This is a genomic window from Variovorax paradoxus, assembly GCF_902712855.1.
GTDB lineage: Bacteria > Pseudomonadota > Gammaproteobacteria > Burkholderiales > Burkholderiaceae_C > Variovorax > Variovorax paradoxus_Q.
In genome coordinates this window covers 875,627-888,469 of sequence record NZ_LR743508.1, presented here as the reverse complement: position 1 = coordinate 888,469, position 12,843 = coordinate 875,627, and the positions used below count along the sequence as shown (strand labels likewise).

Genomic DNA, 12,843 nt, shown 5'->3' with positions numbered 1-12,843 from the left:
CTCAGTTGCTGATGCCCAGGATCGCGTCGAAGATGGTCGATGCGGTCTGGATCACCTTGGCATTGGCCTGGTACATCTGCTGGAACATCAGCAGGTTGGCGGTTTCCTCGTCCTGGTTGACGCCCGAGATCGACTGCTGGCTGGCCTTGATCTGGCCCGTCACGCTGTCCTGCGTGGTGGCAGCGACCTTGACCGCCATGGCCCGGTTGCCCACGTCGCTCACCAGCTGCGAGTAGGCGCCGTTGAAGGTCGCCGTGCCGCCGGCCATCGTGTTCTTGCGCTGCAGTGCGCCCAGCAGCAGCGCGTTGCTGCCGTCGGACACGCCCGAGCTGTTCTTGCCGATGGTGAAGGTGTCGCCCTGCGCGGGAGCGCCGGTCATGCTGACGGTGATGCCGTCGAAGCTCATCTTCGCGCCGGCGGTGTAGGGCACGGCCGTGCCGGCCGGGTAGTTGGTGCTGGTGCCGTCGGCCAGCGTCACGGTCACGGCCGAGGTGGCCGGAAAGCCCGAGAAGCTGCCGGTGGCGGCGTCGTAGCTCAGCGTGACGGTGCCGGCCAGCGGCGTGCCGGGGTAGCTCGCGTCCACGGTGGCCGAGCCCAGTGCGCCGGTGCCCTTGTTGCCCGCGGTGTTGCCGGTGATGACGGGCGAAGCGGCGGCCACCTTGGCCGGGTCGAGCGTCAGCACGTTGAGGTCGCGGGCGCCGGTGCGCGTGGGCTGCACCAGGAACGAGTCGCCGGCTTGCGCCGTGCCGCTGGCGGCTGCGAGGGTCACGCCGTCGAAGGTGATCGGGAAGGTGGTGAAGTTGCCCATCGACGTCTTGTCCGAAAGCCGCGTGACCGAATAAGTGAGCGTGCCCGCCACGTCGGTGACGCTGATGTTGTAGTCGCTGGTCGTGAGTTGCGAGGCGTCCGAGAACGTGCCGCTGAGCTCGAGGTTGCCGGTGTTCTTCGCGTTGGGCAGGACGCCCGGCACCGACTGGGTGAAGAAGTCCTTGCCCAGCGCGCCGTTCAGATCTACGCCGAGCTTGCTCTGCGCGTTGACGGCGTCGGACACCGAGATCGCCAGGCGGCCGATCGCGTTCTGCGACGGGATCAGCGTGTCGCGGCGGAAGCTCAGCAGGCCGCCCAGCACGCCGCCGGTGATGGCGCCGTCGGGCAGCTCGGCGGTGTTGCCGCTGAAGCCCTTGAGCGCCACCACCTTGCGCGACGGGTCGGCGGCGGAGTTCACCGCTTCCATCTGCGAGGCGTAGTCGCCCACCACCAGCGACTGGCCGGTGGCGATGAACACGTTGTACTTGCCGTTGTCCTGCTGCAGCACCTTCACGTCGACCACCTGGCTGAGCTCGCTCACGAGCTGGTCGCGCTGGTCGAGCAGGTCGTTCGGCGGCTGTCCGCCGGCCATGGCGCTGATCTGGCTGATCTGCTGGTTCAGGCTGGCGATCTTGGTGGCGTAGACATTGATCTGGTCCACGCTGCCCACGATCTGCTCGTTCACCGACGAGTTCAGGTCGCTCAGGTACTGGTCGGTCGCGCGGAACTTGCTGGCCAGCGCCTGCGCCGAGCTGATCATCTGCTGGCGCGCGGCCGGGTCGGCAGGCGTGTTGGCCACGCCCTGGATGCTGGTGAAGAAGCTCTGCATCAGCGGAGCGATGCCCGAGGTCTTGTCGGCCAGCAGCGTGTCGATGCGGTTGATCTGGGTGCTGTTGGTCGCGAGCGCGGCGGAGGTCGACTGCGCGCTGGACAGCTGTGCCGTCAGGTAGCGGTCGTAGCTGCGCGAGATGGTGGTCACGTTGGCGCCCGAGCCGATGAAGCCCGAGCCGCTGGAGACGGCGCTTCCGGTGGCGATCTCGGCAACCTGGCGGCTGTAGCCGGCGGTATAGACGTTGGCGGTGTTGTGGGCCGTGGTCATCAGCGCGGTGCGAGCCACGCTGAGGCCGCTCAGACCCGTGAAAAACAAACTTCCGGACATATGGCTTTACCTGTCGATGGTGTGTAGGGGTGGCATCTCTTCGATGCCTCATGCTCTATATCGGCCGCTTCGGCCGAATGTTGAGGGTCAGAATTCGGTCCAGTCGCCCGGGTCTGCCTTGTCCGCCTTGCCGCCGGCGGCCATGGCCAGCTGCGGCGCCGGCTCGCGCCGCGCTGGCAGCGCGCCGGCCGGGCGCTTGGGCGCGGGGCGCGCGGGCTTCGGAATCGGCGTGATGCGGGTGAAACCGGCGCGCGGCACGGCGACGGCGTTCTGATCGAGCTTGAACACGCTGACCGCCTGAACGAGGCTGCCGGCCTGCTCCTGCAGCGACTGGGCGGCGGCCGAGGCTTCTTCCACCAGCGCGGCGTTCTGCTGCGTCACCTGGTCCATCTGCGTGATCGCCTGGTTGATCTGCTCGATCCCCGAGGTCTGCTCCTGGCTCGCTGCCGTGATCTCGCCCATGATGTCCGTCACGCGCTTCACGCTGCCCACGATCTCTTCCATCGTGCGGCCCGCTTCTTCCACCTGCTTGCTGCCCTCCTCGACCTTCTCGACCGAGTCGCCGATCAGCGTCTTGATCTCCTTGGCGGCGGCCGCCGAGCGCTGGGCCAGGCTGCGCACTTCCGACGCCACGACCGCGAAGCCGCGGCCCTGTTCGCCGGCGCGTGCCGCTTCCACCGCCGCGTTCAGCGCCAGGATGTTGGTCTGGAACGCGATGCCGTCGATCACGCCGATGATGTCCACGATCTTCTTGGACGACGCATTGATCGAGCCCATCGTGTCCACCACCTGGCTCACCACCGTGCCGCCCTTGACGGCCACTTCCGATGCCGACACCGCCAGCTGGTTGGCCTGCCGTGCGTTGTCTGCGTTCTGCTTCACGGTCGAAGTCAGCTCTTCCATCGAAGCGGCGGTTTCTTCCAGCGAGCTGGCCTGCTGCTCGGTGCGCGAAGAGAGATCCTGGTTGCCCGAGGCGATCTGCCCCGAAGCGGTGGCGATCGTCTCGGTGCCGGTGCGCACTTCGCCCACCACCTTCGCCAGGCTCGCGTTCATCTCGCGCAGCGCCTGCATCAGCTGGCCCGCCTCGTCGCGGCTTTCCACCCGGATGTCCGTGCTCAGGTCGCCGGAGGCCACCGTCTCGGCGACCGCGACGGCGTTGCCCAGGGGGCGCACGATACCCAGCGTCAGGCGCCAGGCAAGCAGCGCGCCCAGCACGAGCGCAATGGCCGACAGCGCCAGCAAGGTGACCTGGCCAGCGCCATAGTCGGCCGAGATGCCCTTGGACAGCACGTCGATCTTGTCGCGCTGGTGCGCGGCGAGCTTGGCGACGGCTTCTTCATACACGGTGAGGCCTGCGGCGAACTTGGTGTCCGCCATCTCGCTGGCCTCGGCACTCTGGCCCGCGGCCTTGAGCTTGTTGATCTTCTCGATGATCTCCAGCACGATCGCGCGCGCATCGGCGACGTCGGCATAGAGCTTCTTTTCTTCCGGCGTGGTCAGCAGCTCCTCGAGCTTCTTCTGCACCGGGTTGATGAGCGCCGAGCTGTCGGCGCGCGCCTTCGCGAAGTATGCGACGGTGGCGGGTTCGGTGGCCTTGACCATCGCGAACGAACGCACGATGGTCGGCCCCAGCAGGTTCGACCACTGGTTGGCCAGCCGCTCCTTCACGAGCGCATGCTCGATCATCTCGTCCGTGGCCTTGCCCACGTTCGCGAGCCGCATCAGGCCGGTGCCGGCGATCACGGCCATCAGGAGCAGCATGGCCGCAAAGCCAAGGCCCAGGCGGGCGCCGATCTTCAGATTCTTCAAACTCATTTGATGTCTTCTTTCAAAGCTGGAGCGAAAGACGCCGCGGGATGCGGCGTTGTCGCTTCGTTATCGGCACGGGCCCGCCGGGGCTGACCCCTCGTTTCCCCTAGAACTCCGTCCAGTCGCCCTTCGCGTCGCCGTTGGCCATCGCGAGCTGGGGCGAAGCGCCCGAGCCCGGCTCGCGCCGTGGCGACAGCGCCTTCGCGGCACGCTTGGGCGCCGGCTTGGCGGCGGGCTTCGGAATCGGCGTGATGCGCGTGAAGCTGGCGCGACGCGCCATGGCGACGCTGTCGAGCTTGAAGATGCTCACCGACTGCACCAGCGTGCCGGCCTGCTCCTGCAGCGACTGGGCGGCGGCCGAGGCTTCTTCCACCAGTGCCGCGTTCTGCTGCGTCACCTGGTCCATCTGCGTGATCGCCTGGTTGATCTGCTCGATCCCCGACGTCTGCTCCTGGCTCGCTGCCGTGATCTCGCCCATGATGTCCGTCACGCGCTTCACGCTGCCCACGATCTCCTCCATCGTGCGGCCCGCTTCTTCCACCTGCTTGCTGCCCTCTTCGACCTTCTCGACCGAGTCGCCGATCAGCGTCTTGATCTCCTTGGCGGCGGCCGCCGAACGTTGCGCGAGGCTTCCCGGACTTCCGAGGCCACCACGGCGAAGCCACGGCCCTGTTCACCCGGCACGCGCCAGCACCACAGCCGCGTTCAGCGCCAGGATGTTGGTCTGGAACGCAATGCCGTCGATCGCCGATGATGTCCACGATCTTCTTGGACGACGCGTTGATCGAGCCCATCGTGTCCACCTGGCTCACCACCGTGCCGCCCTTGACGGCCACTTCCGATGCCGACACCGCCAGCTGGTTCGCCTGGCGTGCGTTGTCCGCGTTCTGCTTCACGGTCGAAGTCAGCTCCACTCCATCGAGGCAGCCGTCTCTTCCAGCGAGCTGGCCTGCTCTTCGGTGCGCGAAGACAGGTCCTGGTTGCCAGGCGTCTGGCTGGACGCGGTGGCGATGGTGTCCGTGCCCGTGCGAACTTCGCCTGATCTTCGAGTATAGTTCATGCCTTCAAGGCCTCGAGCAGCGGCCGGTCTCGTCGGTCGTGTCCGACTCGATGCGGCTGGTCAGGTCGCCTGCCGCGACCGACTGCGCCACCTTCACGGCCTCTTCCAGCGGGCGTGCGACCAACGTGCGATCCACAGTGCCAGCACCAGGCCGAGCGCGACCGCGCCGACCAGCAGGCCCACGACCCACAGGCGTGCCTGCGGAATACACCGCGTCAGCCGTGGCACCGGCGCGCACCGCGCCGGTCACGTTCGCTGGTGGGCTTGTCGAGCGCGGTGTTCATGTCGCGGCTGAGCTGCGGCGACTTGCCGCGGCTCAGCGTGGTCGCCTGCTCGGCGTCCTGCGTGCGAGATCGCGATGATCTTGTTGTGCTCGACGCCGTACTGCGTCAGCAGCTTCTCGAACTCGGGGAAGATCTCGCGTTCCTGGGGTTCGGAGATGAGCGTGGCGTATTCGGCCTTGTTCTTCTGCAGCTGGGCCCAGGTCTGTTCCATCGACTTTTCGTAGGTGCCCATCTCCTCGTACAGGCCAGCAGAACCATGCTGCAAGCTCCTGCGAACGGTAGCGCGCCACCAGGTTCTTCATTTCCAGCAGGGGCGCGTGGCCGGCATCAGTTGGTTGCCAGGTCCGACGACATGTCGTGGACCTTGCCGAGTTGCAGCACCGACACGGCGCGACGCGAACCGTCAACACGAGCACTGCGATGAACGACACAAGAAGCTTGGTCGCGATTTTGAGGTTGTAGAACGCTTTGATGATTTTCCTTCGTGGGGCCGCGGACCCCGGGTAGCCAGTTGGTGTGTTTTTCCGCGGAAGCTCAGAATTCGGTCCAGTCGTCGCTGCCGCCCGATGCGGCCAGCTGAGCTGGGGCGCGGCCAGGCTGGCGGCTGGTGCCTGAAGGAGGGCGCGCCCTGGCCCGCGCCTTCGACGGCAGCTGCGCGGATGCGCAGGATGCACCGCCACCTGCAGGCGCGCGGGCGCCTGGGCGTGCGGGCCAGCTTGAAAATGCTCCGGCCTGCACCAGCGTGCCAGCCTGCTCCTGCAGCGACTGGGCGGCGGCGAGGCCTGCCACCAGTGCCGCGTTCTGCTGCGTCACCTGGTCCATCTGCGATCGCCTGGTTGATCTGCTCGATCCCCGACGTCTGCTCTGGCTCGCTGCCGTGATCGCCCATGATGTCCGTCACGCGCCTTCACGCTGCCCACGATCTCCTCCATCGTGCGGCCCGCTATCTCCACCTGCTTGCCCTGCTTCGACCTTCTCGACCGAGTCGCCGATCAGCGTCTTGATTTCGCCAGCGGCGGCCGCCGGGCGTTGCGCGAGGCTTCCGGACTTCCGAAGGCCACCACGGCGAAAGCCGCGGCCTGAGCCACCGGCACGCGCCGTACAGCCGCGTTCAGCGCCAGGATGTTGGTCTGGAACGTAATGCCGTCATTCCACGCCGATGATATCCACGATCTTCTTGGACGACGTTTGGTCGAGCCATCGTGTCCACCACCTGGCTCACCACCGTGCCGCCGCTTGACGGCCACTTCCGATGCCGACACCGCCAGCTGGATTTCGCCTGGCGTGCGTTGTCTGCGTTCTGCTTCACGGTCGGGAGTCAGCTCTTCCATCGAAGCGGCGGTTTCTTCCAGCGAGCTGGCCTGCTGCTCGGTGCGCGAAGAGATCCTGGTTGCCCGGGCGATCTGCCCCGGCGGTGGCGATCGTCTCGGTGCCAGTACACTTCGCCCACCACCTTCGCCAGGCTCGCGTTCATCTCGCGCAGCGCCTGCATCAGCTGGCCCGCCTCGTCGCGGCTTTCCACGCGAATGTCCGTGCTCAGGTCGCCGGAGGCCCACCGTCTCGGCCGCTTCCACGGCCTGCGCCAGCAGCGCACGATGCTGCGCGCGATGAAGAAGGCGAGATGCCGCCGCTCACCACGGTGAGGATCGTCAGCAGCAGTTGCAGGTTGAAGCTGCGTGCATTCGCCGCGTCGATCTCCTGGCTCATGCGATCGATGTCGCGGCGCTCGATCGACAACAGGTCGAGCACGGGTCTCGTAGGCCTTGGCGGCCAGCAGACAGTTCGCCCAGAGGCGCGCGCGGTGGCCACCGCGTTGCTGGCCTTAACCTTGCCCACCTCGTCCTTCGCCGCCTGGTACCCGGCGCGCAGCTCGACTGCCGATCGACTTGTAGGTCGACTTTTCCTCGTCGGTGAACAGCGGCGGCTCCTTGCACCTTCGCCATGGTCTCGCTGCCCTTCTTCACGCTGTCGGAGATGACGTCGGCGAAAGGTCACGGGGGCGTCTCGTCGGTGGTGCGCGCGATCATCGACGTGCGCGCGATGGCCGCGTAGATCCTTTGCATACCAGTCGGAGATGAGCCGCTCTTTCTTGAGGCAGGCTCTGCATCATCAACCGGGTGGCCTCGGCATTACTGCGCGAGATGCCAGGGCGATGGCGGTCGAGATCACGGTCAGGCCCAGCACGACGGCGAAGGCCAGCATCAGGCGGGTGCCGATGCGGAGGTTGGACAGGAAGTTCGCCGAGGCCTCGAGGATGTTCAGGCGGGCGCGGTCATGCGACAGCCGCTTCGACCAGGCCCATCTCTTCGCTGGACATGAGTCGGTCGATGTCCACCAGGATCAACATCCGCTCTTCCAGCGTGCCAGATTTCCGATCAGGTAGTCCGCGTCCAGCACCGACCCCATCTCCGGCGCAGGCTTGATCTGCTCCGCCGTCAGCGTGATCACGTCCGACACGCTGTCACCACCATCCACCACCCGGCCTGCGATGTTCAGCACGATCACCACCGTGAACTGGTCGTACGTCGGGTCGCCCAGCTTGAACTTGATGCGCATGTCGATGATCGGAACGATGATCCCCCGCAGGTTCACCACGCCCTTGATGTAGTCCGGCGCATTCGCGATCCGCGTCACCGCGTCGTACCCGCGCAGCTCCTGCACCTTCTGGATGTCGATGCCGTATTCCTCCTCGCCCAGCTTGAAGGTCACGACCTCCAGGCGGTTGGCGAGGCCGGCCGCGGACGGCGCCGAGGCGGCTTGGTTCAATGGGTCTTTGGCCTTGTTGAGCATGGGTTTTTCTCCGGTTTGAATCTGATGTGCGTTGTCTGAGTTCGATGGTCAGGCGGTCTCGGCTACGGCCTCCGCGCGGAACACCCGCACGGCCTTCACCAGGCCGTCGGCCTGCTCCTGCAGCAGCTGTGCGGTGGCCGAGGCTTCCTCGACGAGCGCGGCGTTCTGCTGCGTCACCTGGTCCATCTGCGAGATGGCCTGGTTGATCTGCTCGATCCCCGAGGTCTGTTCCTGGCTCGCCGTGGTGATCTCGCCCATGATGTCGGTCACGCGGCGCACGCTGCCCACGATCTCTTCCATGGTCCGGCCGGCCTCTTCCACCTGCTTGCTGCCTGCCTCGACCTTCTCGACCGAGTCGCCGATCAGCGTCTTGATTTCCTTGGCCGCCGAGGCCGATCGCTGCGCGAGGTTGCGCACCTCGGAGGCGACCACGGCGAAGCCCTTGCCTTGTTCACCGGCGCGTGCCGCTTCCACGGCCGCGTTCAGCGCCAGGATGTTGGTCTGGAACGCGATGCCGTCGATCACGCCGATGATGTCCACGATCTTCTTGGACGACGCATTGATCGAGCCCATGGTGTCGACCACCTGCGAGACCACGCTGCCGCCCTTCACCGCCACGGCCGAGGCCGACACGGCCAGCTGGTTGGCCTGGCGCGCGTTGTCGGCGTTCTGCTTCACGGTGCTGGTGAGCTCTTCCATCGACGCCGCCGTTTCCTCGAGCGAACTGGCCTGCTGCTCGGTGCGCGACGACAGGTCTTCGTTGCCCGAGGCGATCTGGCTCGAGGCCGACATCACGCCCGCTACGTTCTCGCCCACGTCCGCGACGATGGCGAACAGGTTGGCGCTCATCTGGTTCAGCGCGCGCAACAGAGCCGGTGATCTCGTCGCCGGGCCGCACCTCGAAGCGCGCCAGGTGCCACCGGCGATGGCGCTGACGATGCACCGCCTCGTCGAGCGGACGGAACACCGTGCGGCCGAGGAACTGACCCGAAGCCCAGCCATGCAGGCGCGGAGGCCACGCCGCCGAATGCGAACGCGGCGGGCAGCCAGCTGTGCGCGCCGTTCGATGCGGCAAGGCGCGATGCCTCGAGCCATCCCGCGGCGCCGAACGCCAGCGAGGCGAGAGGCCGCCACGGCCGTGGCGCCGAACACGCGGCGGCGCACGTGGATGCGGCGCCAGCCGCGCCAGCCCAGCTCGACCAGCCGCGCGGGAGCCACCTCGCCTGCACGACGAGACATCCTTGGCGCGGCCCTCGCGGATGCGCTGCGCATACAGCGTGTCGGCCTGCTGCACCGCTGCGCGGTCGGGCCAGCTGCGCACCGACATGTAGCCCTGCCCGGCCGTTGCGGCGGATCGGCGTCACGTTGGCCGGCAATGAAGTCGCCGCTCTTGCGCCGGTTCTTGATCAGGCCCGTCCACGGCAGGCCTGGGCCAGCACGTCTCCCACAGGTCGGCGAAGGCCTCGGCCGGCACGTCCGGGTGACGCACGATGTTGTGCGCCTTGCCCATGAGCTCGGCGGCGTCGAAACCGCTGGCTTCCCTGAAAGCCGGGTTGACGTAGGTGATGCGGCCCTTGAGGTCCGTGCGGGACACGAGGGCGGCGGCGGGCGAGTTCGTATTCGACGCCGGTGATGGAGCAGGTTGACGCGCATGGTCTGGGTTGTTTCTCTTTCAGTTCAGGGGCAAGCTGGAGGATCGCCGGGCGGAACCGACGACTTCGGACAGGCTGCCGGCCTGCTCCTGCAGCGACTGGGCAGCGGCCGAGGCCTAGCTTCCACCAGCGCCGCGTTCTGCTGCGTCACCTGGTCCATCTGCGTGATCGCCTGGTTGATCTGCTCGATCCCCGACGTCTGCTCCTGGCTCGCTGCCGTGATCTCGCCCATGATGTCCGTCACGCGCTTCACGCTGCCCACGATCTCCTCCATCGTGCGGCCCGCTTCTTCCACCTGCTTGCTGCCCTCCTCGACCTTCTCGACCGAGTCGCCGATCAGCGTCTTGATCTCCTTGGCGGCGGCCGCCGAGCGCTGTGCCAGGCTGCGCACTTCCGACGCCACGACCGCGAAGCCGCGGCCCTGTTCACCCGCACGCGCCGCTTCCACCGCCGCGTTCAGCGCCAGGATGTTGGTCTGGAACGCGATGCCGTCGATCACGCCGATGATGTCCACGATCTTCTTGGACGACGCGTTGATCGAGCCCATCGTGTCCACCACCTGGCTCACCACCGTGCCGCCCTTGACGGCCACTTCCGATGCCGACACCGCCAGCTGGTTCGCCTGGCGTGCGTTGTCCGCGTTCTGCTTCACGGTCGAGGTCAGCTCTTCCATCGAGGCAGCCGTCTCTTCCAGCGAGCTGGCCTGCTCTTCGGTGCGCGAAGACAGGTCCTGGTTGCCCGCCGCGATCTGTCCCGACGCGGTGGCAATGGTCTCGCTCGAATCCTTGATCTTCGCGACGATGCCGGTGAGTTGCGCCTGCATCTGCTTGATCGAATGCAGCAGGCTGCCGTCCTGCGCGGCATCGGCCTGCACGGCCAGCGACAGGTCGCCGTTCGCGATGCGTCCGACCACATCGGCCGCATACGAAGGCTCGCCGCCGAGTTGCTTGCCCAGCATGCGCGCGATGAACACGCCCAGACCGACGCTCACCAGGATGCCGGCCAGTGCCAGCACCACCATCATCAGGCGCGAGGTCTGGTAGGTTTCTTCGGCGTGCTCCGCGCTGCCGCGCGCGAGTTCCTTGCTGTGCGCCACCATGGCCTTGAGCACGTCCTCGAGCGCGCGCGATTCCTTCAGCAGGCGGGTGCTGTCCTCGCTCACCTGGTTCTCGAACTGCGAGCTGTCCAGCGGCTGCTTGTTCACCAGCGTGACGAAGTCGGCCATGCTCTTCTGCAGCGGCGCGACGAGCGCCTCGTACTGGTCATGGAGCTTCTTGCCGTCCTCGGTCTCGCTGAAGAAGGACTTGACCTCCGAACCGCGCGACGCCAGGTTCTCCATCGAGGCCTTGAGCTCGTTGGCGCCCGCGTTGCGCTCGCCGCGCGTGCCGGCCGACAGCAGCGTGACCTGCGCACGGCTGGCGTACAACAGGTGGATGTTGGCTTCCTGCACGGCCTGCAGCGCGCGCAGCTCGTTCGAATAGAGCCGCTCGGTCGATTCGCTGATGCGACCCATGTGATAAATGGAAAGCGCGCTGACCGCCGCGCCGATGGCTGCGACCACGAGAAATCCGAGGATCAATCGAACGGTCACGCGAAGACTCTGGAACCACTGCATTCTTCTTCTTTCTGGTTGGTTTTCTGGGATGTGCGACAGCGCTTGTCGATGCGCCTAGGCTTGCGCCGCAGCGCCGCGTTCCAGCCGGAACACGCCGACGACCTGCGACAGGCTGCCGGCCTGCTCCTGCAGCGACTGGGCGGCGGCCGAGGCCTCCTCCACCAGTGCCGCGTTCTGCTGGGTGGCCTGGTCCATCTGTGTGATGGCCTGGTTGATCTGTTCGATGCCCGAGGTCTGCTCCTGGCTCGCTGCCGTGATCTCGCCCATGATGTCGGTCACGCGCTTCACGCTGCCCACGATCTCCTCCATCGTGCGGCCGGCTTCCTCGACCTGCTTGCTGCCCTCCTCGACCTTCTCGACGGAATCGCCGATCAGCGTCTTGATTTCCTTGGCCGCCGAGGCCGAGCGCTGCGCGAGGTTGCGCACCTCGGAGGCGACCACGGCGAAGCCCTTGCCTTGTTCACCGGCGCGTGCCGCTTCCACGGCCGCGTTCAGCGCCAGGATGTTGGTCTGGAACGCGATGCCGTCGATCACGCCGATGATGTCCACGATCTTCTTGGACGACGCGTTGATCGAGCCCATCGTGTCCACCACCTGGCTGACCACGCTGCCCCCGCGCACTGCCACTTCCGATGCCGACACCGCCAGCTGGTTGGCCTGCCGCGCGTTGTCGGCGTTCTGCTTCACCGTGCTGGTGAGTTCTTCCATCGACGCGGCGGTCTGCTCCAGCGAACTGGCCTGCTGCTCCGTGCGCGACGAGAGATCCTGGTTGCCCGAGGCGATCTGGCTCGATGCGGTGGCGATGGTGTCGGTGCCCATGCGCACTTCACCGACCACCTTGGCCAGGCTGGCGTTCATCTCGCGCAGCGCATGCATCAACTGGCCCGCCTCGTCGCGGCTTTCCACCACGATGTGGGCACTCAGGTCGCCGGCGGCCACGGTCTCGGCCACCTCCAGCGCATGTCCCAGCGGGCGCACGATGCCGCGCGTCAGGCGCCATGCGAGCAAGGCGCCTACCACCAGTGCAACGGCGGCCAGCACGAGCAGCATGCTGCGGCCGCTCGTGTAGCCGGCATCGATGCCCTTGGCCGCGGCGTCGATCTTCTCGCGCTCGTGGTTGGCCAGCGCCTCGACCGCGCCGCCGTACAGCGCCAGTGCGTCCGAGAACTTCGTGTCGACCAGCGTGTTGGCCTCTGCCAGCTGCCCGCTGTCCTTGAGCTTGTTGAGCACGCCCACGGTCTCGAGCACGACGGCGCGCGAGGACGCGACCTTGGCATAGAGATCCTTCTCCTCGGGCGTCTCCAGCATCGCCTCGAGCTTCTTCTGCGCAGGGCTGATGCGCGCGGAGCCCGCGGCCTGCACCTTCGAGAAATAAGCCGCCACCTGCGCGTCGGTGGTCTTCACCATGGCGTAGTTGGCGACGGTGTTCGATTTCAGGTTGGTGAGCCATTCGGCAGCCAGGCGCTCCTTCACGAGCGCCTGCGACACCATCTCGTCGGTGGCCTGGCCCACGCTGGTCAGGCGCAGCACGCCGATGCCGGCGATGAATGCCATCAGCAGAAGCATCGCCGTGAAGCCGAGGCCCAGCCGAGTGCCGATCTTCAAATCTTTCAAGCTCACTGCTCCATTCCTTCCATCACAAGGCGACAGGCCACCGCGGCAATGCC

The 12,843-nt window shown here is 66.6% G+C and carries 6 protein-coding genes and 5 pseudogenes; all 11 read right to left on the bottom strand.

The genetic code is table 11. The features are described from left to right. Position 1 precedes the first annotated feature (1 nt). Positions 2-1,966 carry a flagellar hook-associated protein FlgK gene (gene flgK, locus AACL56_RS30715; protein WP_339093898.1) on the bottom strand — a complete coding sequence of 655 codons (1,965 nt, stop codon included), beginning with the start codon at positions 1,964-1,966 and terminating at the stop codon, positions 2-4. An 87-nt stretch (positions 1,967-2,053) separates the two neighbouring features. Next, the gene (locus AACL56_RS30710; protein ID WP_339093896.1) at positions 2,054-3,781 is read right to left on the bottom strand and encodes a methyl-accepting chemotaxis protein; all 1,728 of its coding nucleotides are present in this window, start codon (positions 3,779-3,781) and stop codon (positions 2,054-2,056) included. 100 nt (positions 3,782-3,881) lie between these two features. Further along, a pseudogene (locus AACL56_RS30705) lies at positions 3,882-4,469 on the bottom strand (methyl-accepting chemotaxis protein). 210 nt (positions 4,470-4,679) lie between these two features. Then, entirely contained in the window at positions 4,680-4,835 is a 156-nt protein-coding gene (locus AACL56_RS30700; RefSeq protein WP_339093894.1) for a hypothetical protein, read from the bottom strand. 4 nt (positions 4,836-4,839) lie between these two features. Continuing rightward, the gene (locus AACL56_RS30695) at positions 4,840-4,971 is read right to left on the bottom strand and encodes a HAMP domain-containing protein (protein WP_339093892.1); all 132 of its coding nucleotides are present in this window, start codon (positions 4,969-4,971) and stop codon (positions 4,840-4,842) included. Positions 4,972-5,081: 110 nt separating this feature from the next. Beyond that, on the bottom strand, positions 5,082-5,351 hold the full coding sequence (locus tag AACL56_RS30690) for an MCP four helix bundle domain-containing protein (RefSeq protein ID WP_339093890.1): 270 nt from the start codon (positions 5,349-5,351) through the stop codon (positions 5,082-5,084). A gap of 302 nt (positions 5,352-5,653) precedes the next feature. Next, a pseudogene (locus AACL56_RS34375) lies at positions 5,654-7,321 on the bottom strand (methyl-accepting chemotaxis protein). A gap of 70 nt (positions 7,322-7,391) precedes the next feature. Further along, positions 7,392-7,909 (bottom strand): annotated as a pseudogene (locus tag AACL56_RS30675) (chemotaxis protein CheW). 48 nt (positions 7,910-7,957) lie between these two features. Next, positions 7,958-9,562, bottom strand: a pseudogene (locus AACL56_RS30670) (methyl-accepting chemotaxis protein); the annotation flags it as partial. Positions 9,563-9,581: 19 nt separating this feature from the next. After that, a pseudogene (locus AACL56_RS30665) lies at positions 9,582-11,176 on the bottom strand (methyl-accepting chemotaxis protein). A 54-nt stretch (positions 11,177-11,230) separates the two neighbouring features. Then, entirely contained in the window at positions 11,231-12,790 is a 1,560-nt protein-coding gene (locus tag AACL56_RS30660; protein ID WP_425337097.1) for a methyl-accepting chemotaxis protein, read from the bottom strand. Positions 12,791-12,843 lie beyond the last annotated feature (53 nt).

Coding starts and splice junctions, on each gene's coding strand:
- AACL56_RS30710 (WP_339093896.1), bottom strand. CDS start 3,781: ATGAGTTTGAAGAATCTGAAGATCGGCGCCCGCCTGGGCCTTGGCTTT.
- AACL56_RS30700 (WP_339093894.1), bottom strand. CDS start 4,835: ATGAACTATACTCGAAGATCAGGCGAAGTTCGCACGGGCACGGACACC.
- flgK (WP_339093898.1), bottom strand. CDS start 1,966: ATGTCCGGAAGTTTGTTTTTCACGGGTCTGAGCGGCCTCAGCGTGGCT.
- AACL56_RS30690 (WP_339093890.1), bottom strand. CDS start 5,351: ATGGGCACCTACGAAAAGTCGATGGAACAGACCTGGGCCCAGCTGCAG.